35 protein-coding genes, 1 tRNA gene and 1 pseudogene are annotated in these 25012 nt (G+C 48.6%); 34 read left to right on the plus strand and 3 right to left on the minus strand.

Features of this window, described 5'->3' with window-relative positions:
* From CJ260_RS12850 to CJ260_RS11410, 21 genes and pseudogenes are all read left to right on the plus strand, one after another.
* Positions 1-230 (plus strand): annotated as a pseudogene (locus CJ260_RS12850) (hydrolase); the annotation flags it as partial.
* Positions 223-738 (plus strand): hypothetical protein, encoded by a 516-nt coding sequence (locus tag CJ260_RS11315; RefSeq protein ID WP_198947462.1) that lies wholly within the window; start codon positions 223-225, stop codon positions 736-738. The pseudogene CJ260_RS12850 and the gene CJ260_RS11315, both read left to right, overlap by 8 nt.
* Positions 739-742: 4 nt before the next feature.
* A complete protein-coding gene (locus CJ260_RS11320) occupies positions 743-955 on the plus strand; it encodes a hypothetical protein (RefSeq protein WP_095630261.1) in 213 nt (70 codons plus the stop codon).
* A gap of 9 nt (positions 956-964) precedes the next feature.
* A complete protein-coding gene (locus tag CJ260_RS11325) occupies positions 965-1501 on the plus strand; it encodes a hypothetical protein (RefSeq protein ID WP_095630262.1) in 537 nt (178 codons plus the stop codon).
* Between the two features lie 161 nt (positions 1502-1662).
* Positions 1663-2091: a DUF1492 domain-containing protein gene (locus CJ260_RS11330; protein ID WP_095630263.1), complete on the plus strand. Its 429-nt coding sequence runs from the start codon at positions 1663-1665 to the stop codon at positions 2089-2091.
* A gap of 269 nt (positions 2092-2360) precedes the next feature.
* Positions 2361-2434, plus strand: a tRNA-Trp gene (locus CJ260_RS11335).
* A 222-nt stretch (positions 2435-2656) separates the two neighbouring features.
* Positions 2657-3178, plus strand: a complete 522-nt coding sequence (locus tag CJ260_RS11340) for a hypothetical protein (RefSeq protein ID WP_095630264.1) — start codon at positions 2657-2659, stop codon at positions 3176-3178.
* Entirely contained in the window at positions 3156-5114 is a 1959-nt protein-coding gene (locus CJ260_RS11345) for a phage terminase large subunit family protein (protein WP_233127985.1), read from the plus strand. Before CJ260_RS11340 ends, CJ260_RS11345 begins: the two co-directional genes overlap by 23 nt.
* Before the next feature lies 1 nt (position 5115).
* Positions 5116-5340 carry a DUF6148 family protein gene (locus tag CJ260_RS11350; protein WP_095630265.1) on the plus strand — a complete coding sequence of 75 codons (225 nt, stop codon included), beginning with the start codon at positions 5116-5118 and terminating at the stop codon, positions 5338-5340.
* Between the two features lie 11 nt (positions 5341-5351).
* A complete protein-coding gene (locus CJ260_RS11355) occupies positions 5352-6977 on the plus strand; it encodes a phage portal protein (protein WP_095630266.1) in 1626 nt (541 codons plus the stop codon).
* Positions 6967-8103: a head maturation protease, ClpP-related gene (locus tag CJ260_RS11360; RefSeq protein WP_095630267.1), complete on the plus strand. Its 1137-nt coding sequence runs from the start codon at positions 6967-6969 to the stop codon at positions 8101-8103. The genes CJ260_RS11355 and CJ260_RS11360 overlap by 11 nt, the downstream gene beginning before the upstream one ends.
* The gene (locus CJ260_RS11365) at positions 8103-8489 is read left to right on the plus strand and encodes a hypothetical protein (protein WP_095630268.1); all 387 of its coding nucleotides are present in this window, start codon (positions 8103-8105) and stop codon (positions 8487-8489) included. Before CJ260_RS11360 ends, CJ260_RS11365 begins: the two co-directional genes overlap by 1 nt.
* A gap of 14 nt (positions 8490-8503) precedes the next feature.
* Complete coding sequence (locus CJ260_RS11370; protein ID WP_095630269.1) at positions 8504-9562, plus strand: major capsid protein; 1059 nt, start codon at positions 8504-8506, stop codon at positions 9560-9562.
* 13 nt (positions 9563-9575) lie between these two features.
* A complete protein-coding gene (locus tag CJ260_RS11375) occupies positions 9576-9929 on the plus strand; it encodes an SAP domain-containing protein (protein ID WP_095630270.1) in 354 nt (117 codons plus the stop codon).
* Positions 9926-10252 carry a hypothetical protein gene (locus CJ260_RS11380; protein WP_095630271.1) on the plus strand — a complete coding sequence of 109 codons (327 nt, stop codon included), beginning with the start codon at positions 9926-9928 and terminating at the stop codon, positions 10250-10252. The genes CJ260_RS11375 and CJ260_RS11380 overlap by 4 nt, the downstream gene beginning before the upstream one ends.
* Complete coding sequence (locus CJ260_RS11385; protein ID WP_095630272.1) at positions 10249-10785, plus strand: phage tail protein; 537 nt, start codon at positions 10249-10251, stop codon at positions 10783-10785. Before CJ260_RS11380 ends, CJ260_RS11385 begins: the two co-directional genes overlap by 4 nt.
* Positions 10785-11237, plus strand: a complete 453-nt coding sequence (locus CJ260_RS11390) for a hypothetical protein (RefSeq protein ID WP_095630273.1) — start codon at positions 10785-10787, stop codon at positions 11235-11237. The genes CJ260_RS11385 and CJ260_RS11390 overlap by 1 nt, the downstream gene beginning before the upstream one ends.
* Positions 11231-11500, plus strand: a complete 270-nt coding sequence (locus CJ260_RS11395) for a hypothetical protein (protein WP_095630274.1) — start codon at positions 11231-11233, stop codon at positions 11498-11500. Before CJ260_RS11390 ends, CJ260_RS11395 begins: the two co-directional genes overlap by 7 nt.
* Positions 11501-12952 carry a phage tail sheath family protein gene (locus CJ260_RS11400; protein WP_095630275.1) on the plus strand — a complete coding sequence of 484 codons (1452 nt, stop codon included), beginning with the start codon at positions 11501-11503 and terminating at the stop codon, positions 12950-12952.
* 18 nt (positions 12953-12970) lie between these two features.
* A complete protein-coding gene (locus CJ260_RS11405) occupies positions 12971-13489 on the plus strand; it encodes a phage major tail tube protein (RefSeq protein ID WP_095630276.1) in 519 nt (172 codons plus the stop codon).
* 12 nt (positions 13490-13501) lie between these two features.
* Positions 13502-13777, plus strand: coding sequence for a phage tail assembly protein (locus CJ260_RS11410; RefSeq protein ID WP_095630277.1), 276 nt, complete (start codon positions 13502-13504; stop codon positions 13775-13777).
* A 171-nt stretch (positions 13778-13948) separates the two neighbouring features.
* On the opposite strand, the gene CJ260_RS11415 is transcribed toward CJ260_RS11410, so the two are convergent.
* Positions 13949-14215, minus strand: a complete 267-nt coding sequence (locus CJ260_RS11415; protein ID WP_095630278.1) for a hypothetical protein — start codon at positions 14213-14215, stop codon at positions 13949-13951.
* A gap of 52 nt (positions 14216-14267) precedes the next feature.
* Here CJ260_RS11415 and CJ260_RS11420 point away from each other — a divergent pair, with 52 nt between their 5' ends.
* A complete protein-coding gene (locus CJ260_RS11420; protein ID WP_095630279.1) occupies positions 14268-16445 on the plus strand; it encodes a phage tail tape measure protein in 2178 nt (725 codons plus the stop codon).
* Positions 16446-16509: 64 nt separating this feature from the next.
* On the opposite strand, the gene CJ260_RS11425 is transcribed toward CJ260_RS11420, so the two are convergent.
* Together CJ260_RS11425 and CJ260_RS11430 are read right to left on the minus strand one after the other, a co-directional pair.
* A complete protein-coding gene (locus CJ260_RS11425; protein WP_095630293.1) occupies positions 16510-17364 on the minus strand; it encodes a Rha family transcriptional regulator in 855 nt (284 codons plus the stop codon).
* Positions 17365-17485: 121 nt separating this feature from the next.
* Positions 17486-17656, minus strand: a complete 171-nt coding sequence (locus CJ260_RS11430; RefSeq protein WP_095630280.1) for a CopG family transcriptional regulator — start codon at positions 17654-17656, stop codon at positions 17486-17488.
* Positions 17657-17846: 190 nt separating this feature from the next.
* On the opposite strand from CJ260_RS11430, the gene CJ260_RS12695 reads away from it, so the two are divergent.
* The 12 genes from CJ260_RS12695 to CJ260_RS11490 all read left to right on the plus strand — a co-directional run bounded on the left by CJ260_RS12695 (position 17847) and on the right by CJ260_RS11490 (position 24875).
* A complete protein-coding gene (locus CJ260_RS12695; RefSeq protein ID WP_143747693.1) occupies positions 17847-18401 on the plus strand; it encodes a hypothetical protein in 555 nt (184 codons plus the stop codon).
* On the plus strand, positions 18385-18711 hold the full coding sequence (locus tag CJ260_RS13240; RefSeq protein ID WP_143747694.1) for a hypothetical protein: 327 nt from the start codon (positions 18385-18387) through the stop codon (positions 18709-18711). Before CJ260_RS12695 ends, CJ260_RS13240 begins: the two co-directional genes overlap by 17 nt.
* 86 nt (positions 18712-18797) lie before the next feature.
* On the plus strand, positions 18798-19001 hold the full coding sequence (locus CJ260_RS11440; protein WP_095630282.1) for a tail protein X: 204 nt from the start codon (positions 18798-18800) through the stop codon (positions 18999-19001).
* A 3-nt stretch (positions 19002-19004) separates the two neighbouring features.
* Complete coding sequence (locus CJ260_RS11445) at positions 19005-20090, plus strand: phage late control D family protein (protein ID WP_095630283.1); 1086 nt, start codon at positions 19005-19007, stop codon at positions 20088-20090.
* Entirely contained in the window at positions 20080-20508 is a 429-nt protein-coding gene (locus CJ260_RS11450; protein ID WP_095630284.1) for a phage baseplate assembly protein V, read from the plus strand. The genes CJ260_RS11445 and CJ260_RS11450 overlap by 11 nt, the downstream gene beginning before the upstream one ends.
* A gap of 11 nt (positions 20509-20519) precedes the next feature.
* Positions 20520-20810 carry a PAAR domain-containing protein gene (locus CJ260_RS11455; RefSeq protein WP_095630285.1) on the plus strand — a complete coding sequence of 97 codons (291 nt, stop codon included), beginning with the start codon at positions 20520-20522 and terminating at the stop codon, positions 20808-20810.
* Positions 20811-20818: 8 nt separating this feature from the next.
* On the plus strand, positions 20819-21226 hold the full coding sequence (locus tag CJ260_RS11460; protein ID WP_095630286.1) for a phage tail protein: 408 nt from the start codon (positions 20819-20821) through the stop codon (positions 21224-21226).
* Positions 21227-21550: a GPW/gp25 family protein gene (locus CJ260_RS11465; protein WP_233127986.1), complete on the plus strand. Its 324-nt coding sequence runs from the start codon at positions 21227-21229 to the stop codon at positions 21548-21550. It begins immediately after the preceding gene.
* Positions 21537-22655 carry a baseplate J/gp47 family protein gene (locus CJ260_RS11470; protein ID WP_095630287.1) on the plus strand — a complete coding sequence of 373 codons (1119 nt, stop codon included), beginning with the start codon at positions 21537-21539 and terminating at the stop codon, positions 22653-22655. The genes CJ260_RS11465 and CJ260_RS11470 overlap by 14 nt, the downstream gene beginning before the upstream one ends.
* Complete coding sequence (locus CJ260_RS11475; RefSeq protein ID WP_095630288.1) at positions 22648-23307, plus strand: phage tail protein I; 660 nt, start codon at positions 22648-22650, stop codon at positions 23305-23307. The genes CJ260_RS11470 and CJ260_RS11475 overlap by 8 nt, the downstream gene beginning before the upstream one ends.
* Positions 23286-24302, plus strand: a complete 1017-nt coding sequence (locus CJ260_RS11480) for a phage tail protein (protein ID WP_095630289.1) — start codon at positions 23286-23288, stop codon at positions 24300-24302. Before CJ260_RS11475 ends, CJ260_RS11480 begins: the two co-directional genes overlap by 22 nt.
* Before the next feature lie 159 nt (positions 24303-24461).
* Positions 24462-24875, plus strand: a complete 414-nt coding sequence (locus CJ260_RS11490) for a hypothetical protein (RefSeq protein ID WP_095630290.1) — start codon at positions 24462-24464, stop codon at positions 24873-24875.
* Positions 24876-25012: the final 137 nt, after the last annotated feature.

Here is a 25012-nt window from a genome sequence, read left to right on the forward strand (position 1 = left end):
TGCCGCTGGGGCATGGCGAAAAATCCGTTATGATGATTTTGCCGTACATGTGCCTTACGGAAGAAGAAATGCTGGCGATTCGCTGGCATATGGGGCGTTTTGATTCGTCGGCCGATACATACAATGGATTGCAGACGCTGAATGCGGCACAGCGTACATCGCCTTTGGTAACGGCCCTGCATCTGGCCGATATGATGGCGTCGTGGTTCGACGAAACGAGCTATGAGTAAGGCCGACATGATCCGCCGGGCCCGATCGGCGTTTCGCGAAGTGCTGGAAGCGATGGAACAGCCGAAATCGCAACTATTGCAACGGGACCCGGCTATTAAAGGACTGGTTGAGAATATTGTACGACGTGTTGAAGAGGCGCGCAAGCCGGAAAACTGGCCTGTCGAGGAGTACCCCGACGAATTTGCAAAATACCACCCGCAAGACCATCATCTATGGGCCTGGCTGTTATATCATGCGGCATTTATTTCCGATGACCTGGCGTCTATTTTATGTATTTTGCGAGGCATGGGGTGTGAACTCGTGGAACACCCGCAATATGGTTATGCTATTCGCCCCATAATCGGCGGCAAGGGCTTTGAAAGCATGGAACAGTATAATTACACCAAAGAGCCGCTAAACGCGCTTACAGGCGATTTATTGCCCCTTTTGAAGCAGCTACGAGACGAGGTACGGCGGGGTAAGGTAATTCCGGCAAGTGAGTATCGGCAGGGACGGTTGGGAGAGTGAGATTATGAAATGGCATAAAGCAACGAAGGTATTACCGCCGTTAGATGAGGCGGTATTAGTTAAAAATCCTTGTATTGATAACGATTACAAAATGTGTAAGTTGGAAGTTTTTGATAAAGATAATCTTATATTTCAAGTATTGGATTATGATAGCAAAGATTCTTATTTTGATATTCAAGAAGGCACATTATGGGCAAGAATAACATTGCCGGAGTAGGAGGTCAACATGCAACTATCGAATCAGGCACGACGGCATATTGCTGTCAACGCCGCGATTGCCAGTACGCAGGTATTAATTTACCAGGCGCTGCATGACCGGTACGGTTTCGGCCGAGGCAGGTTTGCCAAAATCGATGCGGCAGTTGATGAGTATAGCCGGCATATTAACCATGACGGCGACCGGTATAATACGTATCGGGATGCGATGGATGCCGCCGGTTTGGATCTGCGTCTCAAGCAGGACTTTATCCGCTGGCTTAAAAAATCCCTGGGGATCAGTGGCAAGGCTGAGAACACCGGGGCTGAGGCCGGCATGGAGTACACGTATACGCTGATGCTGTACGCGCTGTATGATGTGTTTGGCTTCCGGCAGAATCGGCTGCGGTGGCTGCAGGAAAAGCTAAAGTTTTACGCCTGGCTTATCCTTGACGGCGAGGTTATGATACCGGAGTTTATGAAATGCATGGAAATTGAATGCGGACAGAAGTTTGAAAATCTCGAATCGTGGGAGCAAAAATATGGGGAGCTGAAAATATATGGATAACATAGAAGTAAACTGCAGCACCTGCGTATATGCCCACTGCCATGAAAAGGATTACCCATGCTGCGAATGTAATCCGCATACGTTAGACCGATGGGCGGGGTTAAAGATGTTTGGCGTTGAGTTTGGTCCTGATGGGCCGAGAGAGGAGATAAAGCGATACGATGACAGCAAAAGAATACCTGAACCGTGTACGACAACAGAATTACGTAGTACGACAAGCAGAGAAAGAGCTGACGGCGGTAAAATCTGATATTCTATCCTTGAGAGCCGCCAGCTTATCGGAGAAAGTATCTGGGACTAAAGAATCTGATTTGGCAGATAAATACGTCAAGCTGGAGAAATATTTTGATAAGGTGATTGCTGAATGGGATAAATTGATAGACATGCGCATCGAGGCTAAAGCGATGATTGCCATGGTCCCGGAAGGAAAACAGCAAGCGGTGTTGTACGCGCGATACATTAATTGTGAAGAGTGGGAACAGATAGCTTCGGAGCTGCACTACAGCTGGAAGGGTATTTTTAAATTACACGGCCGAGCTCTGAAAACTTTTGAAAGAGTACATGGAAGTACACTCGAAAAATGCGTATAATAATAGTGTGAAGATTTGAGATACAGAGGCTTTGCTGCCGGATATTCTGGCAGCGGGTCTCTTTTTTGTTTGCCATGAAAGCAGGTGAACCCATGGATCAGTGTGACGTACGGAGTTGCAAGCATGATCATAAGCGTAGATGTGCCATGCACCAAAGGCCTGTCGCAGGTCTGCATGTCAGTCGTACGAGCGGGAGGCAGATAACCGGACGGCGCTGGTCCATGGGCCTGTAAAGTCCGGAAATCGGCATCGGTTCTTCAGGTAATCATAGGCACATAGTGTAGCGGCAGCACGGCGGTCTCCAAAACCGCAGGCGGAGGTTCGAGTCCTTCTGCGCCTGCCAATTTTTCATAGGTTCTTTCTGGGGGAAAATTCTGCCGAGGTGCTTTCGAACCCCGAAAAAAGCGTAGATTTCAAGAAATTTTTATGCTTATTTATAAGCTGGCGAGGCATGGCAGGGGCATATAAGGGTGCAATGCATTACATAAAATCATAGTAATGTAAAGGAAATAGGGCTTTGGTATGCCGGATACGTATAAAAATATAAGTGAAAGGAGGCAATGCCGTGAAAATTTCTCAGAACTTAAAGGAGCTCACGACGACGCAGGTAGAATTTGCGCGGGCATTGGGCATTACACAGCCGCGGGTTCACCAGCTGATTGCCGACGGCATTGTCACCCGAAGTAAAACCGGCGGCGTATTGGTCATAGACAGCTTGAAAAATTACTATCAGGCAAAGAGCGGAACCGACGAAGGCGGGACGGTAGATTACTGGACAGAGAAGGCGAAACACGAGAAAACGAAGCGAGAAATGGCCGAGATCAACTTGGCGAAAATGGAGGGCAGCGTCTATGATGCGAAGGTAGTGGAAATGGTGTTGACGGAGATGTTGGTCAACTTGAGGACTCAGTTGCTCGGCTTGCCGGCGGCGTTGGCCCCGCAGCTTGAAGGGCGCACCAAAGAAGAGATTTATGTGGTGCTTACGTCTAAAATAGAAGAGAAATTAGCGGAACTAAGCGAATATACACCGGATTTGTTTACAGAAGAGACCATTGGGGACGGTGATGGCAGTGAAAACGGCGAATGAGCTATGGGCCTATATAAGCCGCCGCGGGCTGAAACCGTTGCCTAAAACGTCGGTCAGCGAATGGGCCGATACGTACCGCATGTTATCGGCGGGCATATCGGCAGAGCCGGGGCGGTGGCGGACAAGCCGCGCACCGTATCAAAAGGAAATTATGGACGCATTTACCCAGCCGGGTATCCATTGTGTCGTCGTGAAATCTGCCAGCCAAATAGGCAAGTCGGATATTATGAATAACGTAATCGGCCGGTTTGCCCATTTAGACCCGGCAACTATCATGATGATTCAGCCGACTATCGACATGGCGCAGGACTATTCCAAGACCCGTATTGCACCGATGATCCGCGACACGAAGGTATTGAGCAGCTTGTTTTATGACGTTAAGGCTAAGGGCGAAGCCGTGGGGAAAACGCGCGATGGGAATAACACGATACTGTCTAAAATATTTCCAGGGGGCAGGCTGATTATGTGCGGCGCCAATAGCCCGGCAGGGCTGGCCAGTCGTCCCGTGCGGGTTTTATTAGCCGATGAAGTAGATCGTTTTCCAGACAGCGCCGGCGGCGAAGGCGACCCGGTAGATTTGGCGGCCAAGCGCATGACGACATATTGGAACTATGTCATGGGCTTGTTTTCGACGCCGACCTTTGCCGGGGAAAGCCGTATCGAAGCGGAATATTTGGAAGGAACTCAGGAAGAATGGCAGCATGAATGTCCGAATTGTCATGAATACCATTTGCTGACGCACCGGAATATGATTACGGATCACGCGGAGCATACGGATAACCAGGGGAAGCGGCATGTGACCGTTCACGCCGTATCATGGCGGTGCCCCGACTGCGGGTTTACTTTTCCAGAGCGGCAGATGCGGCATGTGCCGCAGAAATATGTGATGCAGAACGCTTCGGCGCTGAAAAAAGGCGTGCGAAGTTTTTTTGTAAACTGCTGGGCGTCGCCCTGGCTGCCCTGGATAAAGGTTATGCAGGAATGGCTGGAAGCGCAGGGCGATCCTGAACGGGAAAAAGTCGTGGTCAATACGCGGTTTGGCGAAACGTATGAGCATAAAGGCGCCTTTGATGGAATCGACGGATTCCTGCGGCGCCGGGAAACGTATGATGCGGAACTTCCTGACGGCGTGCTGATCTTAACGGCGGCTGTTGATACGCAAGACAACCGGCTGGAGTATGAGATTGTCGGCTGGGGAGAAAATGAGGAATGTTGGGGCATCAAAAAAGGTATTATCCTGGGCGCACCGGACACGGCCGCCGTATGGAAACAACTCGATGAACAGCTGGATAGGGAATACCGGTTCCGTAATGGAATGGGGCTCCTTGTAGCCCGCACCTTTATCGACAGCGGTGGGCATTATGGGAAAGAAGTATACGCGTACTGCCAACGTCATTTAGCTAGACAGCGGTTTGCCATTAAAGGGGCATCGACGCCGGGCGTACCGATTATCCATAAATACTCCAAAGTGAAAACGTCACGAGGAAGGACGATTCCCTTGGTGCTGATCGGCACGGATAGCGGCAAGCAGTACGTTATGGATAGGCTGGCTATTGACGTTCCAGGGCCGAAATATTTTCATTTTCCGCAGGATTTACCGGAAAACGAGGCAATAAGCGAGCTTTTATGGAATCGCGGTTATGATGAGATTTATTTCCGCGGCTTAATCGCCGAACAGCGCGTGCCGCGAAAGAAAAATGGGCGCGTCGTATGGCAATGGGAGAATATTGCCAAAGATAAACGGAATGAACCGCTTGACCTGCGCGTTTACAATCTTGCCTGCCTGCATAGCATGAATGTGGACTGGGAACAGCTGGAGCAGTTGGTTAACAGCGGAAATAATAACGAAAAACCGCAAAAAAGTGCGCCAAAGGTGCAAAAAAACGCCGTAAAACGTAGTTTTGGGTGCATAAAACGCGGCTTAAGAGGTGATTAACGTGGCAAATGAAGCTTTAAACCTGCGCTTGAAGCAGTATTTAGAAGCAGAAAAGGCTATTTTGATAGCCGGACAAAGCTATAAAATTGGCAACCGCACGCTGAGTAGGGCAGATTTATCCGAAATTCGCGAGGCAATCAGCAGCCTTATTGCCGCCGGCGCGACTGTAGACGGCAGCGGAAACGGCGGCGCACGCCGTGCGATGCAGGTAATTATGCGTGATTAGGAGGCAGAACCATGAAAAAACGTAAAAAAACATACCCGGCACGGGCGCGGCATCCTACCAGACAGGCATCCGCGCCCGTTGTTATTAACAGCCGTTACAGCGAAGGCGGGGCAAGCAGGACCAGAACTGCATTAAAAGGATATTACCCCCTAAAATCCAGTACAAAAGCAGATGTTGATGTTAACTTGCCTTTGCTTCGCAGCCGCAGTACGGATTTATTTTATAACTCCGCAGTTGGTGCAGGTGCTATTAACAGCAGTCGCAACAATGTTATCGGCGCAGGCCTGCGCGTATCGCCAAAGATTGATTATAAGCTTTTAGGGCTTTCGGCAGACCAGGCGAAAGAGTGGCAGCGCCACGCAGTCCGTGAATTTAACCTGTGGGCGGAAAGCAATGCCTGCGATTTATACCGTAAAAACAATTTTTACGATATGCAGGACATTGTTTACCTGTCTTACTTAATAGATGGCGATGCCTGGGCGGCGATTAAATACCGTAAGCCGCTGGCAGGCTGCCCGTACTGTACGCGCATTCAGCTGTTTGAAGCAAGCCGTGTTTGCAATCCGGACGCCGCAACGGCTTTCGGGCCGGTATCGCCGTGGGTGGTGGAAACAATTAACCCCAACACCGGCAACCGCATTATCAGCGGCGTGGAAATTGACGCTGACGGAGCTGTGGTAGCCTACTGGATTGCTAACCGAGTGCCGTTTGATTTAACAAACCCGGCAGGCAAGCTGGATTGGGTAAGGGTAGAGGCGTTTGGCAGGCGAAGTGGACGCCGAAATGTGCTGCAAATAAGTCATGAGGAACGCCCGGAACAATACCGCGGCGTTCCATACATTGCGCCGGCAATCGAAGTACTAAAGCAGGTAAGCCGCTACACATCAGCAGAGCTGACGGCGGCGATTGTAAAAAGCTACTTTACCCTGTTTTTTACCAGCGGTACCGGCAGCACAAATAACATCGGCGATGTGCTGGCAAGCACTTACGGGCCGCATGAACGTGTGGCACCGGAGGATTTGGACGGCATTGAAGTCGGCGCAGGTACGCTTAATCTTTTGCCGGAAGGTATTGACGTTAAAGCAATTGACGGCAGCCGTAACTTGTCCACGTTTGAACCGTTTGTAAATAACCTTATCTGCCAGATTGGTGCATCGCTTGGCATACCGTCAGAGGTTTTGCTTAGCCGTTTTCAATCGTCCTATTCAGCGGCGCGTGCTGCGCTTTTGCAGGCAGCGGCGGTGTTTAGAACAAGGCGCACCTGGTTTGCACGTGACTTTTGCCAGCCAATCTACGAAAGCTGGCTTGCAGAAGCCGTTGCCATCGGGCGCATAAAAGCGCCGGGCTTTGGCACGGACCCCGTTATTACAAAAGCATGGAGTGGTGCGGACTGGTTCGGCCCGGTAATGGGCTTGCTGGACCCGGTAAAAGAAGTAAACGGTGCGGCGCTGCGCATAAAATACGGCTTATCTACTGGCGAGCGCGAGGCGGCGGAACTTACTGGTACTGATTACGATAACAACATTGACCAGATTGCTATTGAACACAGCACCTGGCAAAGCAAAGGGCTTGAAGTACCGCGGGCAGATAATACCGGCGGCGACAGCGGGGGAGGTGAAACGAATAATGCCGAGTAAATTTTGGCAGGTTAAAAACGAAGTTAATGGAAATAGCGAGATTTTACTGTATGGACCAATTGCAGGCGAAAGCAGCTGGTGGGGCGATGAAGTAACGCCCCGGTCTTTTGCGGAAGATCTGGAGAACCTGGGCGGCAAGGACGTAACCGTGCGTATTAACAGCGGCGGCGGTGACGTATTTGCTGCGCATGCCATCCATAACCAGCTTGTAGCATATAAAGGCAGGGTAACGGTAGTTATTGACGGCCTTGCGGCGTCGGCGGCGACTATTATCGCCGTTGCCGGCGACAGGATTATCATGCCGGCAAATGCGCTGTTTATGATACACAACCCCGCTATCGGGTTAAGCGATTATTATGGCGCAGAGGAGCTGTTAAAAGCTGCCGAGGCGCTAAACACGATTAAGGGCAGCATTGTGGCGGCTTACCGTAAACGCTGTAAGGCAAGCGCCGAGGAATTGGCGGCAATGATGGACGCAGAAACGTGGATGGGCGCAGCAGAGTGCCTGGAAAAAGGCTTTGTTGATGAAATCCAGGGCAGCGTCAGCCCTGTTTTAAACGGCAGTAGTCTTGTAGTGAACAGCGTTAACTTTAACATTAAAAATTTTAAAAATCAGGACGCGCTGAAAGCGTGCCTTAATAAAAAAGTGGAGGTAAAAAGTATGAACAACAAACTGGAGGCATTTTTAAATGGCCTTGGCTTGAAACTTGTTGACGAAAATCAGCCCACGGTACCGGTGCAGAATGTGGCGTCCCAGCTGCCTGCAGTGGACGCAGAACAGATTGCAAAGAATGCGGTGGAAGCTGAACGTCAGCGCGTAGCAGCACTGGAAGCGCTGGACAGTGGCGATAATCCAGCAGTGACGGCTATTATTGCCGAAGCAAAGAAAAACGGCAAAACTGCTGATGACGTGAAAACGTATGTTGATGCAGTAAAAACCGTTCCTGTCGTGCAGGATGCAGCACAGCAGCTTGTCGCTGATATGATTGGTGATAACAAAGCAAGCGGAGCAGAAGGCATTGGCACCGGGGCTGTTGATGAAGCCGCCTTGGAAAAAGCGGCAGACGCCAAAGCTATGGACGCTATGGCGCAGGTAATGAATAAAAAATTCGGAGGTGTAAAATAATGACTTATGTAGAAGAATTGCAGGGCGTACATTATGACGAACTTATCGGCGGCACGGCTGTAACCCCTATTATTAAAAACGTAACACTTTCCGGCGTTACAAAAGACACAGACCTTGCCCGTGGAACTCTGTTGGCGTTGGCACCTACAACCGGAAAATATTCTGTGCTTGTTAAACCGACTGGAACGGCAAACGATACAATGATTGCCAAAGCTGTTTTGGCAAAAGCTGTACACCAGGACGGAAGTGGCGATTTGGTAGTGCCAGTATACATTGCCGGTATGTTTAACCGCGAAAAACTGATTGTACCGGCAGAAGATACTGTCGAAGTACACGAAGAAGAATTGCGTGACGTTGGTATTTACCTGACCAGCGTTAAAGCGTAAAGGAGGCTTAACCGATGATTAACCTTGACGATACCAGAACCCTTTTAGGCGTAGTGGAGCGCAGCTTTAAACCTACCACTACCCTCGTTGATACCTTTTTCCCGGAAGTGCGCACCTTTGTTACAGAAACCGTTGAAATGGAATACCGTAAAGGCACGCGCAAAATGGCGCCGTTTGTAACTCCCGGCGCTAAAGGCGTAAATATGGCACGCAGCGGCAGCCAGCTGCGCGTATATAAAGCACCGCTGATGAAACCTAAACGCGTTATTGAAGCATCGGATATTATGCGCCGCGGATTTGGTGAAACCATTTACAGCCAGCGTACTCCGGCAGAACGTGCCCAGGCGCTGCGTGCTTACGATATGGCAGAACTGATTGACAGCATTGCCCGCCGCGAAGAATGGATGGCGGCGCAGGTGTTGCTTAATGGCAGCTGTCAGGTAGCCGGTTATGCAGATGACGGCAAGAGTACGATTATTGATACCATTACTTTTGACGGTTTCGATAACAAAATTACCATCAGCGGTAGCGGCTTAACTTGGGATAATACTACTACCGCAAAACCTTATGACGACATCGGAGACGCCTCCCAGACTATCCGCCGTAATGCGGGCCTGGTTCCGACCGTTGCTATTTGCTCCGCGAATGTAGCAAATTACCTGATTAACAATGAGCAGCTGCGGCAGTATATGCTTGTACCCAGCCGCGATAACCTGGCGCTCTTGTCTATTCAGCCGCGCCTCGTACGTCCGGAACTGATGCGCGTTGGTTATATCTCCGCACTGAGCCTTGACATTTACGCCTATGATGGTGGCTACGAAGATGAGGACGGAACCTTTACCCCGTACATTCCGGACGACCACATGATTATCGGCATTCCGGGCCGCGGCAAACGCCTGTACGGCGCAGTAACCCAGCTCGAAGCAGACCGTCAGTATTACACCTATGAAGGGCAGTACATCCCGAAAGTAACGGTTGACCTGGAAAGCGATACTTCGAGCCTTGCGATGAGCAGCCGCTGCGTGGTCTGCCCTGAATGGATGGACGACTGGGCTGTTCTTAAAGTTAAATAAGGGGGATTAAAGAATGAAAATCCGTGTTAAAAAGTTTAAACTGCGTTATGCAGGACTTACCTTTGGAGCAGGTGCGGAAATTGATATTCCGGCGGCAGAAGCCCAAAAGCTGGTAACGGCAAGCCCAGAGCAGTTTGAATATGTGCCGGATACGCCGGAAGAAGCCGCCGACAACGAAATCGGCGAGGAAAGCCTTAATCTGGACGGCATGACAGTGGCGCAGCTGAAAGAATTTGCCAAAGAAAACGGCATCGATATTGGCGAAGCTACTAAAAAGCAAGATATCATTGATGCCATTGTTGCGGCAGCAGAACCGCCGGAACCGGAAGGGCTTCCTGACGTAGACCTTAAGGACACTGTAAAATGAAAACCTTCAAAGAACAAATAGCGGCGGATAACGCCGCTATTTTTATCAACGACATGGAATTTGCTGATACACATGACCTGAATGGAACGGAATGTAAGGCTGTTGTACAGGATATCTCCGTTGCGGAAGCAGCGGAAGACTTCGGGCAGGCGTATACAGGCATTTATGGCAGCCGTGTACAGGTAAACTGTTTAAAGCAATCGCTGCCGGAGGTGCCTGTGCCGCTACAGGTATTTGTACTCGACGGCAAAATGTATCAAGTGGAGAGCTGTGCTGATGATATGGGCATCTTAACGATTCAGCTGGTGGTGCATGACCGATGATTGAAATATCTGTTGACCCACAATCGGTAGATACGGCAAGAAACTTGTTGGTCGCTTTCCCGCAGGAGATACATAAGGCTGCGGACGCGGCCATCAACCGTACAATTACCAAAGTACAGACGCAAGTTAGTAAGACGATCCGGGCGCGCTATGTCATTGCTGCCGGAGATATTAAGGCAGCGCTAAAAACAAAGAGAGCTCGCAGGGGGGAAGCCCGTGGCATGATTTTAGCGACAGGTAAAACCCTGCATTTCAGTAATTTTAGCGTCAGCGTCCGGAAACGGGGACCGGCAACGGTACGCGTACTCAAAGCAGGAAGCAGAAAGCCCGTTAAAGGGCTGTTTGTTCATGCAAAGAAAGGGCCGCTACATCGTACGCAGCCTGCCAGCTATCCCTTGCGCATACCCTATGGCCCCAGCGTACCGCAAATGTTCGGCAACGAGGAAACTATGAAAATCCTTATCCCTATTGCGGAGACGACGCTGCAAGAACGGTTTTTGCATGAAGTACAGTACCGGTATGGGAGGACATAATGACAACCATAGAACTTATGAATAACGTACAGGATTACCTGAAGATAGTCCTTGCGGATTACAGCACGACGCAGAAAGCAGGAGTGCGCCCAGTAGCCGTCTATGCTGGGTATCCGCCACTGCGGCTGCAGGCGGCGGAAAAAGAAAGCTATGTCTATGTACTGGCATTGGAATGGACAGATAAAGCGGATCATACTTTTAGCCAGGCGAAGATAGAAATCGGCTTCAGTATTTACGACGACGATACGGAACATGGCGTCTTGTCCCTGTATAACCTGATGGAGCATGTCCGGCAGGCCCTGTTGAAAAAGAGGACGCTAAACGGCAGGAACCGGCTGGAGCTGCCGCTGAAAGGGGAATTATGCGATGTACAGACGTTCCCACAGTGGCAGGGACGAATAGAAGCTATGTATACGATTGGCCAGCCTATAGAGGAGGAAATGGAATGGTAAGGAAAACGAAAAGCGCTGCGGCAGCAAAGCCCCAGCGCTTAATATATGTCGGCCCGACGCTGAAGGGCTATAAGCTAGTCCAATACCAGGTGTTTATTGGCGGATACCCGACGCATATTGACAATGTATTTGCCGAGTGTCCGCAAATAAAGCACTTGTTTGTGCCGGTTGCAGAACTGAACACAGCAGAATCGGATATTGCAAAAGCCGGTACGCCGCTGCACAAGTATTATACGTTAGCTGCGAAATGGGGAGTGAAGTAAATGGCATATAAACATGGCGTATATACGTCGGAAGTACCGACGTCGATTATTCCTGCCGTCAATACAACGGCAGGCTTACCGGTAGTATTTGGGACGGCTCCGGTGCATTTGGCAACGGACAGAGCGGCCGCCAATAAGCCGGTACTTTGTTACAGTTATGCCGAAGCTGTAGCCGCGTTTGGGTATAGTAAAGACTGGAAAAGCTATACGCTTTGCGAAGCTATATACAGCGAGTTTGCGCTGTATAACGTAGCGCCAGTCGTACTGGTCAATGTCCTGGACCCGGCGGTCCATAAGGAAGCGGTAACGGATAACGAGGTAACACTGACAAATAAGGCCGCAACGATAACCGACCCGGTATTGTTGGAAACGCTGAAAGTAAAAAAAGCCAGCGCAGGGCAGGCTTTAACGGAAGGGACGGACTATGAAGCAGCATATAATGACGATGGTGCGCTCGTTATTACAGTGCTTGAAGACGGAGAACTGGCTGAAGCTACAAGCGTATTCCTGGACTACGACAAAGTAGACCCGACAGCAGTAGATGCAGATGACATTATCGGCGGCATATCGGTCAGCGACGGGAGCCTCAAGGGGCTGGAAACGCTCAATCAGGTATTTCCTTTATTCGGGATGGTTCCCGGCATGGTAGCTGCACCCGGCTGGTCGGATAATCCCGAAGTAGCAGCCGTGATGAAATCCAAAGCCGGCAATATTAACAGCCATTTCAAAGCCAGCGTATTAGTGGATATTCCATGCGACAGCACCGGCGTTACCAAATATACAGACGTCAGCGCCTGGAAAACTAACAACAACTATACTGGCGAAGACATGGCTGTATGCTGGCCTATGGTGCGCATGGGCGATGACATATATCACTTGTCGACGCATGTAATGGGCGTGATTGGACAGACAGATGCGGACAATGATGATATTCCCTACGTCAGCCCGTCCAATCACGCTGCCCAGATCAACGGCTTGTGCCTGGCCGATGGGACGGAAGTTGTGCTGGGGCCGGATACCGGGGCCTATTTAAACGGCGAAGGCGTGATTACCTGCTTGAATTTTATCGGCGGTTGGAAAATTTGGGGAAACCGCACGGGCTGCTATCCTGCGAATACGGACCCCAAAGACGCCTTTTTGTCTATCCGCCGTATGTTTAACTGGCATGCGCAGACGTTTATCCAAACCTATTGGGCTAAAGTAGACGCGCCTATCAATAAACGCTTAATTCAAACGGTGGTAGACAGTGAAAACATCCGCTTGAATGGATTTGTAGCGCAAGGGGTATTGTTAGGCGGCCGGATAGAATTCCGGCAGGATGAAAATCCGACGACCAGCCTGTTAGACGGAATTATTACCTTCCATACGTATTTCACGCCGCCGACGCCGGCCCGTGAAATCGAAAACGTCATTGAATATGACCCGTCGTATTTTGAATCGTTGTTTGCATAGTAAGGGAGGAAGCGCGATATGAATGTACCAGAGAAGTTGATTAACTTCAGAGTATATGAAAACGGCAATGATCTTGTCGGGGTTGCTGACGTAGAATTGCCATCGCTGGAAACGATGACGGAAACCGTCAAAGGTGCAGGCGTTGCCGGAGAAGTAGACAGCCCTGTTATGGGGCATTTCGGCAGCATGGAGCTGACGCTGAACTGGCGGACACTGGAAAAGACAAATATCAAACTTGCCGTATTCGGCGGGGTGGCCCTGGATTTACGAGGTTCCCAGCAGGTATACGACAGTAACAGTGCCACATTAAAGACCATCGGCACGAAAGTGGTGATTCGGGGAATACCGAAAAACACCGAATTAGGGAAACTCGAAGTCGGAACGACAACCGATACGTCCAATGTAATTGAAGTAACCTATCTCAAGGTCGATATTGACGGGGAAACGGTGCTTGAAGTAGATAAGTATAATTTTATCTGCGTGATTAATGGCATGGATTATCTGGCCAGCGTCCGCGAAAATTTGGGATTGGCATAGGAGGGGCAACATATGATTATAAAAATTAAGCACCCTTTGAGGATTCAGGATAAAGAAGTAACAGAGTTAACGATTGATTTTGATAAGCTGACGGGCAATGATTTCATCATGGCGGAACAGGAAGTGCGGGCTATGGGAGATACGACGCCAACCGTATTTTTGTCCATGAAATTCCAGGCGGCCTTAGCGGCCCGGTGTCTTGGCGTGCCGGTAGACGATATATTGGCACTGCCAGGAAACGATTTCCGCAGCTTGATCGTTCCGATGACAAATTTTTTGCTGAATTAGGGATTCGTAACAGCCGGGAGATGAAGAAAGCGGCACTGGCCTTAGCTATGCAAAGCTATACGTCTGTCGGCTTTTATCTATCCCTGACTATTGAGGAACTAAATGAATACGCGGATTTGATAACGGAAATGCTGCATAAAAAATAGCCCCGCCTCTTTTAAGAGAACGGAGCTATTCGGCTTGTCGGTTAAAAAACGAATCGACAGCGGATTGAAGGACATTGCCCAGCAGGTACCCGATACCGCCCCAAACGAACAGGGACAAAGCAAAGACGAGCGAACCTGCCCAGGTTTCCATAAAGTTCATAGGGATGCCAAGCCAGGCGCATATCCCGTCGACAAGCAGAGAAATCAATCCGGTTGTCAGGAATCCGCCAATAAGGGCGGTGATGCCGGCGCAAGCGAGCGACCCAGCGATATGTACTAATTTTGAAAACATACGATCACCTTCTTTATGTTAAGTATATCATGTTTTGCGGAAGGAGGGTAGCATGGCAGGGGGGAAAGAATTTGAATTTGGCTTTAAAATTGCGGCCTTTCTTCAAGGGAACTTTAAAGCGTCTTTCGGCAGTGCCAATAAAGAAATCAGTGCACTGAATGAAAAGATACGGGAGAATAAAGCCCTGTTGAAAGCGGCGGAAAAAGACTATAAAGCCGGCACATTGAGCGAAGAGGCCTATAAGTCGACGACAACGGGGCTTACGGCAAGATTAGGCGAACTAAACGAACAGCAGCGTGCCGTGATGGAACGACAGGCTGGAATTAATAAGCTGGGCGCGAAATCCATGGGAGCATTTGCGAAAGGCGCCGCGTTGGTAGGTGCTGCGCAGGGCATGTTCTCGTTTACGCAAAGTGCCATACAATTTGAAAGCGCTATGGCCGATGTTCGTAAGACCGTAGATTTCGATACGCCGCAGCAGTTTAAACAAATGAGCAGTGATATTCTGGAGCTGTCGACCCGGCTGCCGATGACTGCGAATGGATTGGCCGCGATTGTCGCGGCCGGCGGCCAGTCCGGCATTGCACGGGATGAACTCACGTCATTTGCCGAATCTGCCGCAAAGATGGGCATTGCCTTTGACATCAGCGCAGATCAAGCCGGTGAGATGATGGCCAAATGGCGGACGGCATTCGGCATGAATCAAAAAGAAGTCATTACACTGGCAGACCAGGTAAATTATTTGTCAAATGTAACGGCTGCCAGCTCAAATGATATTTCCGATATTGTGACCCGCGTAGGACCGCTCGGTGAAGTGGCCGGGATCAATGCCGGGCAAATCGCCGCGTTAGGTGCTTCGATGGCCGGCGTCGGCGTGCAGTCGGAAATCGCGGCGACAGGTATTAAAAACATGGCGCTGGGTCTGGTATCGGGGGAATCGGCGACAAAAAGCCAGATAGCCGCATTTGCTAAATTAGGACTAAGCGCAACGGATGTTGCAAAACGGATGCAAGAAGATGCTCAAGGTACGATTATTGATGTGCTCACGCGATTAAGGCAGCTGCCAAAAGAAGTGCAGGCCTCTACGATGAAGGACCTGTTTGGCAGCGAATCGCTCTCTGCTATCGCGCCACTGCTTACGCAACTGGATACCTTACAAACAAACTTTAAGCGCGCCGGAGAAGCCGCACAATATGCGGGGAGCATGGAAAAAGAATTTGAAGCACGGGCAGGTACGACGGCTAATTCGCTGATTCTGATGAATAACCGGATGGATGCAGCCAAGATTGCCATTACCAACGGGTTATTGCCTGTCATCGTTCCCTTGGCGGAAGGCGTAGGCACGTTGGCGACGGCTATCGGCGGGGCGGCAATGCAATATCCTACGCTAACGAAAGCGATCGTCGTCGGTACGGCGGCCGTCATTGCCTTTGGCGCGGCGGGAAATTTTGCCAAGGGTATCTTTTACGGAGGCAAATGGCTGGCCGGAAGCATTTCCGTATTATTGAGGCACAACGCGCAGATTCGGCAGGGAATCATTCTGACGAGAGGCTGGGCCGTTGCGCAAACGGTATTTAACGGGGCGGCAGGAGCTACGAGAGCTGTCCTTGGCAGTCTTGGCGCAGGATTCAGGGCGTTGTGGGCCATTATTATGGCAAATCCATGGATGGCTTTGGCAGCCGTTGCTATTGGTGCAGGTCTGCTCATCTATAATAATTGGGATACCATCAAGCAGTGGTTTACGACCTTATGGGAGGACCCGGAACTGGCACTGCAGCAGTTTTGCGATGGTGTACGGAACTATTTAGGAGGCATTTTTGATTGGGTTTCTGAAAAATGGGAATCCTTGAAAAGTCTGCTGTCGTCGCCGATTTCCGGCAATGTGTCCATTGCTGCGAGTGGAGGCGGGCCAGTAGCGCAAAATGCGACAGGCGGCGTCTATCGCCGCGGTGCATTCCTGACCAGTTTTGCTGAAAAATCCGGGGAAAGCGCCATTCCCCATACGCCGAACCGCCGTAATATTGGCTTGTTGGCGCAGACAAACCGCATTATGGGAAATCCGTTGGGCCAGGGAACGAATATCACGGCGACGTTTGCCCCACAGATTACGGTGACAGGCGGCAGCGCAGATGTCGCGGCCATAGATACGCTGATGGAGCAAAAAATGCAGGAATTTGAAGCCCTGCTGAAACGGGTGGCGGCGCAGCAAAGGAGGCTGAGTTATGAATAATTAATTTATGTTTGTAGTTCAGACGAAATATAAAGCCGGACCACGTGAGTGATCCGGCAAGAAATTAAGCCTCTAAAGCGGTTACTTTATCGCGAAGGCGATGTATGTTTGTAAATAAATCGGCGGCAAATTCAAGCGCGACGCCTATATATTCGATATGTTTTTCTTTTGTGCGGCGATAACTTGTTAGGTTTTGAATCAAGCCGTCTAACGTTGCCGCTTCCTGCTCCAACTTTTTGATTTTCTGGTCAATACCATCGCCCTGTAGGCTGATGGCTTTTTCTGTGTCTGGGGCAGGGCAGGAAACTTTGAAATAATCCAGAATCACGTTTTTAACCTTCGAGTACAGATTCCGCAGCATGAGCAGGGAAACGACGGTATCCCGTGGGTACAGGACGACGCGAGACGCGCCAGTACGCAGATGGTTTTCGAGTTTGAAAACTTTCAGCGTATCGTCATTTAGTAATATGTGGCAAAGTTTATGCTTTTTCGCTTGTGTCAAAAGCGTCGCGTTCGATAATCCCGTCAGCTGCGCAAGATCTACGGACTGCATCATGATTTGGCCTTTGTAGGTAACCCGTTTGAGCACCGGTGCTGGCGTGGTTGGTTTCTGCCTGAGGGCTTCTTCCATTTGGTTGAAGGCCTGGATGTACTTTATTTTCCATTCGATGGCTTTCTGGCCGGTGAAGCCCATAACGAGCAACGAGAAGCCGTCGCGGTTCATGTAATATTCGGGGTACTGTTTACCCGTACCTGCGGAGTAACTCGTTTTATAGAACCAAGTAGTCACGGCTGAATTTTCAGCTTTGATATTTTCTATTGTTTGTAACACATTTTTATGTAATTTTCCAAAAAATTTAGCCACTTGACGACTAGAGGTAACTACTTGATTATTTTTTACTTCTACTAAGTTTTCCATGACAAAACCCCTTTCAAATATTTTTGAAAAGGAGCTCCCGCATATGCTATAATATTTCATAGGCGGAAACGCCTTGCGTAAATAGGGCATCGAAACTTTTCCAGGGTAGCGGTGCTCTATTTTAATTTGTAGACAAAAGCAAGTAAATGCCTTTACGAACAGCTTCAGCTTTGGTAATTGCGTTTTTTTCAGCATAAGCTTCCAATGCTTTGTTTGTTTCTGAATCAATTCTTACCTTTAGGTCAATGTTTTTAGGATTTACTGCTTTTGGTCTTCCTGTTCGTGGACTCATGTGTGTCACCTCACTTTTATTGAGTTCCAACAATTAAATAATACTTTAGTGAACACAAAAAGTCAAGAGGAAAATTTATTGGCTGCAAATGTGTTGCTAAAAAATGTTTCTTATACCACAAATATTGTTTTTTTGCAATATTTAATTTATAATAAAAATAAATAAGGGGGCTAAAGTAAAGTAAAGTAAAGTGAATGACTGTACTCAAAATGAAAGTGATAAAGTCCTTGCTCCTAAATATGGAATGTATGAAGCCAGTAAAATTCTGATATTGCGAATTGTAGCAACTTGGATATCGTTGTTAATTTTGTGGACAAATACCGAGAATGGTAAAGCATTTTTTAATACTTTAGCAGTTTTTGCCATTTCTCAGTTATTGTATGCAATCAGTATAAAGGCAGATAGTACTGTAAGGAAAGTATATAGCACTATTGTTATAATTATTGTTGCAATTATAGGGTTGGTAGCTATAGCTGGTTTAATTGGAGTTGCAGCCTTGGTTAGTACTGATGGTGGAAGTGTTATTTCTTTGGTGAAGTCAACTAATCAGATCACAGTTTGGGGAAGTGAATCCTTTATATATGTAATTGCAATTATATTACCTATTGCATATGCTTTTGAATGGGGAAGTAGTTGGTTTGCAAAAGGTGACATTACCGTAGAAAGGCGTGAGCAATATGATTATGCTGACAATCGTAATGGTAATTGCAACATACGTTGGGATAGTCATGTCTATTATTTTTAGATTAAATCAGAGTTGCGTATTGGAAGGGAGAGTCAAAATTGCTTTAGTATTGCCCTTCCTTCATTTTTTGATCATACCTGTTTTATTTATGATATTTTGCAAAGAAAAGAATCTCTTAGCAAGGTTTTACGTTGTTTGGCAGATGATATTAATATTTCCTATGGTATTGGCAATATTCTCTGCTCGCTTAGCTATACGTCAAAAAGAACAGCGTTTATGTAGATGTAATAAAAATGAAAACGAACAAGAAGATGTTACGATGTATCGGGAAACGTACAATGACGTATCTCAAAAGTTTGTATTTGCATAATTAAATCATTAATTCTCAGCTCAGCGATACGCTGGGCTTTTTTCATGCCCGAAAGGATGAATTTTTTGAAATAAGGAGGCTGAGTTATGGCTAATACATATACGACGGCCCAGGGCGATATGTGGGACAGCATAGCATACCGATTGTACGGCGATGAGGGCGGAATGAACGCATTGATAGCAGCGAATCCGTCATATATAGATGTCATGGTGTTTCCGGCGGGTGTCGTACTGTCCGTGCCGGATTATATAAAACCAACGGCCAACACATTGCCGCCCTGGAGGCGATGAAGAATGGTCAGACAAGTACAGGTATCCGTGTTATATAATGCGGCGGATATCTCGACTGATATCAATCAGTATCTCAAGTCTATGAATTACCGTGACGCTATGAGCGGCCAGGCTGACGACTTGCAGCTCTCGCTAGAAGATAGGGCCGGTATTTGGCAAAATGACTGGATGCCGGAAAAGGGCGCCGTACTGGACGTCAGCATGACAACGCTGTTTTGGAAAAGCGCCTATGAGCTGCCTGAAACGCTGCGGCTGGGGCTGTTTGAAATCGACGAAATTACAAGCAACGGCTACCCGTCGGAAGTTGGTATCAAAGCCGTATCGGTACCCTTCAATAATCAACTGCGCGGCGAGGTACATACGCGGAGCTGGGAAAAAGCAGAACTAAAAACTATCGCCAACGATATTGCGACAGCGGCGAACTTAAAGTTGTTTTATGATACGGAAGAAAATCCTGTTTTAGATCATTGTGAGCAATCAGAGCAATCCGACTTGTCGTTCCTGCTGCAGCTTTGCAACGATAACGGGCTGGCACTAAAAGTCAGCGACGGCCAGATCATTATCTTTGATGAAGCCAAGTATGAAACACAGGAGCCGGCTCTCACTATTGTAAAGCCCGGAACAGTGTATCCGCCGCCGAATCAAGAAGAATCAGAAGGTGATACAGAATCGGAAGAGGATACGATGATATATTTGCCATCTATCCTTTCGTACAGTTTGACGAGTAAGATTCGCGATATTTATTCGGCCTGTCATGTAAAATACCAGAGCAGCGATACAAAAGAAGTCATAGAAGCCACCTTTTCCGTCCCGGGAAAGACGGGGCCTACGCTGCAGGTGCGGGAACAGGTGGGGAGTGTGGCCGAGGCCGAACGGCTGGCGAAAAAGAAGCTCCGCGAACAAAATAAAGAAGAAGTGACCGGCAGTTTTTCTTTGCCGGGGTGTTTGCGGCTGGTAGCCGGGATTACGGTCAATTTATTGGGATTTGGCGTATATGACGGAAAGTACATCATTACGGAAGCGTCTCATGATATAGGAACCGGATATACGAGCAGTATCAATGTACGGAGGTGTTTAGATGGATATTAAACAGCTTGCCCGCGTCGGCGTCGTATCCAGCGTGGACGCGGCGGCAGGGACGGCAAGAGTGGCATTTACGGACTTAGATAATACGGTATCCCAAGACCTGCGTATCCTTACGCGGGGCAGCAAACAAGATAAAGACTATTGGATACCGGATATCGACGAACAAGTAGTATGCCTGATGCTGCCTAATACAAGCGGCCGCGGCGTTTGCGCCGGCGTAATTCTGGGTACGTTTTACAGCCGTACAGATGCGCCTGTAGAAAACAGTGCGGACGTGCGGGGGATTACCTTTGGCGATGGCTCTGTCGTCAGGCATGACCGCGGCAGCGGCAATATGACGATCCATGCGACAGGGAATATAGACCTGGTTGCCGATGGGAAGGTAACCATACAGGGCAGCACAGTGCATATCAATGAGTAAGGAGGCGGGTCATGGCACAAGCAACGCGATTGGGAGATAAGAACAGCGGACACGACACATGCCCGCCGGTAGCGCTTATGACGTCAAGCGAAACTGTGCATATTAACGGAAAAGGGGCGGGCCGAGTCGGCGATTCATACGAATCCCATAGCTGCGACACTCACAGCCCGCATGTAGGTGTAATCGCATCGGGGAGCAGCAGCGTATTTATCAATGGAAAAGCTGCAGCCCGTATCGGCGATCCCATCAGCTGCGGCGGTACCGTAGCGGAAGGAAGCGGCAATGTGTTTATTGGCGAATAGGTGATGCTATGTATGTAGGAAATTTTGGCGATATCCCTTTTGTTGTGGCCTCTGGCTATGTACGCACTTTTAGGGAGTACAGCCGTGAATCTGCTGGACGATGGACGAAACACGACATTATCGGACAAAAACCAGTGTTGGAATTTTTAGGGCCGGATGTCGAAAAGATTCGTTTTAAAATGATGTTCCGGGCAGATCAGGGCATGAATCCTGAAAAAGAAGTGCAACAGCTGCGTGAGCTGCGGGATACCGGCGAGGCTGACGTATTGATATTAGCCGGCGAGCCTGTAGGAGAGAACAGCTGGGTAATAGAAAGCATTGGCGAACAAGTGACGTTTTGGGATGCTAACGGGAATGTGTTGTCCGTTACCGTCGATGTGGCGTTGACAGAGTATGTAGAAAGGCTGGTGATATAAATGGATATGGCCTTGATTGCCGGGGTGAATACCGGCAGCGTTAACTTTGCGCCGGCAACGGAGTACGAGGAAATCATGCAAAACCTGCGGACGATACTGGCAACGCCAGTGTATAGCGTACCGCTAGACAGGGCGTTTGGCGTAGATATGGCGTACGTAGATAAACCGTTGCCGATAGCAAAAGCACACATCGAATCAGAAATTGTAAAAGCAATACGGCGCTATGAACCCCGCGTGACGGTTACTCATATCACGTGGGAAGGGAACGGTGAGGATGGTGCGCTGAAACCGAAAGTACAGGTGAGAATCAATGGAACTGCGTAATTTGCCGGAGATTGTATTTGTTTCCGGCAATAAAGATGAAATCATAGCGGAATTGACATCTTTATATAAAGACATAACCGGAAGAACGCTGGCTCAAGGCGATCCTATCCGGTTATTTTTATCGACTATCGCGGCGGCGGTTATACAATCGCGAGAATATATAAATTATACAGGCAAACAAAATTTACTGCGGTATGCTACAGGCGACGCATTGGATCATATCGGGGTATTGGTCGGAGCGGAACGGCTGCCGGCGTCAGCGGCTACAACGACGGTAAAAATTACATTATCTGAAGCACGGGCTACGTCTACCCTTGTACCTGCTGGTACGCGCATTACAGCAGGAGATAATGTCTTTTTTGCCCTGGAACAAGCAGTTACGATTATTGCCGGTGAAACGACAGCAATCGGCTCGGCCCAATGTACGATGGCAGGACCTATTGGAAATGGGTATTTGCCGGGGGAATTAGCGACGGTCGTGGATCAGGTGCCGTTTGTAGCGTCTATCGTCAATACAACGACATCTGAAGGCGGCGCAGATATTGAAGATGATGACAGCTTCCGGGAAGCTATCCATGAGGCGCCGGAACGATTCAGCTGCGCAGGTCCTGACGGAGCCTATGAATATTTTGCTAAACGGGCGTCGGCGCTTATTGCTGATGTTACGGTTACGTCGCCGCAGCCGGGGAAAGTACAGATAGTTCCTTTGCTAGATGGTGGGGAAATACCAGGAGAAGAGATACTGGATGCTGTACTTGAAGTATGTAATGACCGGACGGTGCGGCCGCTGACAGACCAGGTAACAGCCGTTGCCCCGACAAAAGTGGAATACGATCTCACCGCAACGTATTACATTGACAGGGAAAACGAAGCTAGTGCCGCGACAATCCAAATACAGGTTACGGCAGCTGTGGATGCGTTCGTATTATGGCAAAAAGAGCGGTTAGGAAGAGACATTAACCCTTCCGAATTTATCCGGCGTGTTATGGATGCGGGGGCAAAGCGTGTCGTCGTGACATCGCCCAATTACACGCCGGTAACAAGCAGTCAGGTAGCGATAGCTAAAACTATCAACGTGACGATGGGAGGGCTTGAAGATGCGTAAATTAAGCGACATCGTGTTGCAGGAAATTGCCCCGCCGAGTATCAACCGTGATAAAAATGTACAGGCCATTTGTGCGGCCATTGATGCTGAAATGCGAAATTTGGCCCAGCAGACGAGGCTCGTGTTGCTGCTCCCCAGGTTAGATGAACTGTCGGAAGAACTAGTAGACGAATTAGCCTGGCAGTATCATGTAGATTTTTATGATTATTCTGCGGACCTTACGAAAAAGAGAAATTTAGTACGGCAGGCTATTGCCTGGCATAAACGGAAAGGAACACCGGCAGCCGTAGAAGAAGTCTGTACGGCTGCGTTTAAAACCGCGAAAGTATTTGAAAACTGGGAATACGGCGGCGAGCCGTATCACTTTCAAGTACGACTTATCGAAGAAGGAATACCCAATCAGGCCGTAATTGATAGTCTAATTCGAGCAATCAATGAAACGAAGAATACCCGCAGCTGGTTAGACGGACTCAGTTTTTATCGGGAAATACAAGGCACCATTTATTATGGTGGGGTTGTCAATCAACACAAGAAAATAGAAATTTATCCGTCAGAATTTCATATGCCGGATATTTACTGCACGCAATATAAAGGCGGCGCGATTAGTATTTGCAGGAAGGTGGAAATAATATGCCAAATTGGAATGGAATAATTTTGACGAATAAAGGTAGAGTATTGCAGGCAAAAGTAGAAGCAGGGGAAACCTTGAACTTGACTAAGTTAAAGCTGGGAAGCGGCATTATTAGTGAAGGGCAGTCATTGGAAGCGTTGACCGATTTGATACGTCCGGAACAAAATTTAGGAATTGCGGCTAAAACAGCGATGGAAAATGGATTTACAAAAATTGAAGCAACGATTACTAATGCCGGGTTAGAAGAAGGATATTATGTACGAGAGCTCGGTGTATTTGCCCAAGACCCAGATGACGGGGAAATCCTATATGCTGTAACGACAGATACGGCCCCAGACTATCTTCCCGCCCAAGGCAGCGCAACTGTATTAAGTCAGGAATTTGCTGTTTACATTACCACAAGCAACGTCGATCACATAGAAGCAACTATAGACCCTACTGCTCTTGCAACAGTAGGGTTTGTTAATTTAGCGATTAATACGCATAATACCGATGCAAACGCTCATGCAAATCTTGCCTTGCTTATCAATGATGCGCTTGCGCCGACCGCCGACAATAACACATTAGTCAATTTACTATCAAATTTAGCAAATATGCTTACAAAAGTTACAGGGCAAAGCGACTGGAAAACAGGACCGGCGGCAAGCATTGCAGCTATTTTAAGTAATCTACAGGGCAATTTAGCGGTAAACTGGGACGGCAATAAATTTACCGTGCCGGCACTGGGAGCGTCCGGCCTGATGGCACAAAACGGCTATATAAACTTTGGCAAACTATTTGGCGGTCTAATTGTACAGTGGGGAACTGAAACTATCATCAATAACTCAGGCATTGCCGTAACTATGCCGCTTGCTTATCAAGATGCCACGTATAAAATTTTTGTCACTCACAACAACGGCACTTTATCGACTAGCGTAGTACCGCTGTCGGTCGGATATATTAACCCTACTTATTTTTATGTATCAAATAATGTCGGAGAAAACCCTAGCTTTTTCTGGGCTACGCTTGGCAAATGACGAGACAAATACTCAATCGGTCGTTGCCGGCTGTCTTGCGTTACGACAAATACGTAAGGCCGCCGCCTGTTGCCGGATAATTTTTTGATTGAACCGTAGCCATTAGGTTTACGCATAGTAACACATCCTTTTTAATCAACATTATACAGGAGGGCTAATATGGCAAATGTAGACTATTTGATTAAATTTGACGACGATGGCAACCGGGGTGAGACCCATGACGCCGTATTTATGACGGACGCTGAGATTGCAGAATATCAAGCAAAAGGATTTGTAGCAGTCAGTACAGCTGATTACAATAATCTGCTTGGCAACAACGCCGAGAATCAGCTGTATATCAGGCAAGCCGATGGGAGGTTTGTGCCCAAACCTGCCTACGTGCCGACAGCCGAAGAAACACAGGCGGCCAAGTTGTCCGAATTGGACAACGAATACGCGACTAAGTTAGAGGACAACAAAAACTCCATCATCGTCGCCGCCACGGTGGATCAAGACGAAGAGTACGCCGATCAGCTACGGCAGGAACGGCAGGCTTTACAAGCTGAATATGTTCAGAAAAGGAGTGAGCTGTAATGGAAACAATCAAAAAATGCTTTTTGTGTGGACGCCCAATGAAACAACAAGAAGGGCTTTTGTATGAGCTCTGCACAAATCCGGAATGTCCTCGTTCCCAGCCGCTTCCGGAGCCCAATAGTGCTACTGAAGGGGAT

Source organism: Megasphaera sp. ASD88 (assembly GCF_002287425.1).
Lineage (GTDB): Bacteria > Bacillota > Negativicutes > Veillonellales > Megasphaeraceae > Megasphaera > Megasphaera stantonii.

Coding starts and splice junctions, on each gene's coding strand:
- CJ260_RS11315 (WP_198947462.1), top strand. CDS start 223: ATGAGTAAGGCCGACATGATCCGCCGGGCCCGATCGGCGTTTCGCGAA.
- CJ260_RS11320 (WP_095630261.1), top strand. CDS start 743: ATGAAATGGCATAAAGCAACGAAGGTATTACCGCCGTTAGATGAGGCG.
- CJ260_RS11325 (WP_095630262.1), top strand. CDS start 965: ATGCAACTATCGAATCAGGCACGACGGCATATTGCTGTCAACGCCGCG.
- CJ260_RS11330 (WP_095630263.1), top strand. CDS start 1,663: ATGACAGCAAAAGAATACCTGAACCGTGTACGACAACAGAATTACGTA.
- CJ260_RS11345 (WP_233127985.1), top strand. CDS start 3,156: ATGGCAGTGAAAACGGCGAATGAGCTATGGGCCTATATAAGCCGCCGC.
- CJ260_RS11355 (WP_095630266.1), top strand. CDS start 5,352: ATGAAAAAACGTAAAAAAACATACCCGGCACGGGCGCGGCATCCTACC.
- CJ260_RS11360 (WP_095630267.1), top strand. CDS start 6,967: ATGCCGAGTAAATTTTGGCAGGTTAAAAACGAAGTTAATGGAAATAGC.
- CJ260_RS11365 (WP_095630268.1), top strand. CDS start 8,103: ATGACTTATGTAGAAGAATTGCAGGGCGTACATTATGACGAACTTATC.
- CJ260_RS11370 (WP_095630269.1), top strand. CDS start 8,504: ATGATTAACCTTGACGATACCAGAACCCTTTTAGGCGTAGTGGAGCGC.
- CJ260_RS11375 (WP_095630270.1), top strand. CDS start 9,576: ATGAAAATCCGTGTTAAAAAGTTTAAACTGCGTTATGCAGGACTTACC.
- CJ260_RS11380 (WP_095630271.1), top strand. CDS start 9,926: ATGAAAACCTTCAAAGAACAAATAGCGGCGGATAACGCCGCTATTTTT.
- CJ260_RS11385 (WP_095630272.1), top strand. CDS start 10,249: ATGATTGAAATATCTGTTGACCCACAATCGGTAGATACGGCAAGAAAC.
- CJ260_RS11390 (WP_095630273.1), top strand. CDS start 10,785: ATGACAACCATAGAACTTATGAATAACGTACAGGATTACCTGAAGATA.
- CJ260_RS11395 (WP_095630274.1), top strand. CDS start 11,231: ATGGTAAGGAAAACGAAAAGCGCTGCGGCAGCAAAGCCCCAGCGCTTA.
- CJ260_RS11400 (WP_095630275.1), top strand. CDS start 11,501: ATGGCATATAAACATGGCGTATATACGTCGGAAGTACCGACGTCGATT.
- CJ260_RS11405 (WP_095630276.1), top strand. CDS start 12,971: ATGAATGTACCAGAGAAGTTGATTAACTTCAGAGTATATGAAAACGGC.
- CJ260_RS11410 (WP_095630277.1), top strand. CDS start 13,502: ATGATTATAAAAATTAAGCACCCTTTGAGGATTCAGGATAAAGAAGTA.
- CJ260_RS11415 (WP_095630278.1), bottom strand. CDS start 14,215: ATGTTTTCAAAATTAGTACATATCGCTGGGTCGCTCGCTTGCGCCGGC.
- CJ260_RS11420 (WP_095630279.1), top strand. CDS start 14,268: ATGGCAGGGGGGAAAGAATTTGAATTTGGCTTTAAAATTGCGGCCTTT.
- CJ260_RS11425 (WP_095630293.1), bottom strand. CDS start 17,364: ATGGAAAACTTAGTAGAAGTAAAAAATAATCAAGTAGTTACCTCTAGT.
- CJ260_RS11430 (WP_095630280.1), bottom strand. CDS start 17,656: ATGAGTCCACGAACAGGAAGACCAAAAGCAGTAAATCCTAAAAACATT.
- CJ260_RS13240 (WP_143747694.1), top strand. CDS start 18,385: ATGTCTATTATTTTTAGATTAAATCAGAGTTGCGTATTGGAAGGGAGA.
- CJ260_RS11440 (WP_095630282.1), top strand. CDS start 18,798: ATGGCTAATACATATACGACGGCCCAGGGCGATATGTGGGACAGCATA.
- CJ260_RS11445 (WP_095630283.1), top strand. CDS start 19,005: ATGGTCAGACAAGTACAGGTATCCGTGTTATATAATGCGGCGGATATC.
- CJ260_RS11450 (WP_095630284.1), top strand. CDS start 20,080: ATGGATATTAAACAGCTTGCCCGCGTCGGCGTCGTATCCAGCGTGGAC.
- CJ260_RS11455 (WP_095630285.1), top strand. CDS start 20,520: ATGGCACAAGCAACGCGATTGGGAGATAAGAACAGCGGACACGACACA.
- CJ260_RS11460 (WP_095630286.1), top strand. CDS start 20,819: ATGTATGTAGGAAATTTTGGCGATATCCCTTTTGTTGTGGCCTCTGGC.
- CJ260_RS11465 (WP_233127986.1), top strand. CDS start 21,227: ATGGATATGGCCTTGATTGCCGGGGTGAATACCGGCAGCGTTAACTTT.
- CJ260_RS11470 (WP_095630287.1), top strand. CDS start 21,537: ATGGAACTGCGTAATTTGCCGGAGATTGTATTTGTTTCCGGCAATAAA.
- CJ260_RS11475 (WP_095630288.1), top strand. CDS start 22,648: ATGCGTAAATTAAGCGACATCGTGTTGCAGGAAATTGCCCCGCCGAGT.
- CJ260_RS11480 (WP_095630289.1), top strand. CDS start 23,286: ATGCCAAATTGGAATGGAATAATTTTGACGAATAAAGGTAGAGTATTG.
- CJ260_RS11490 (WP_095630290.1), top strand. CDS start 24,462: ATGGCAAATGTAGACTATTTGATTAAATTTGACGACGATGGCAACCGG.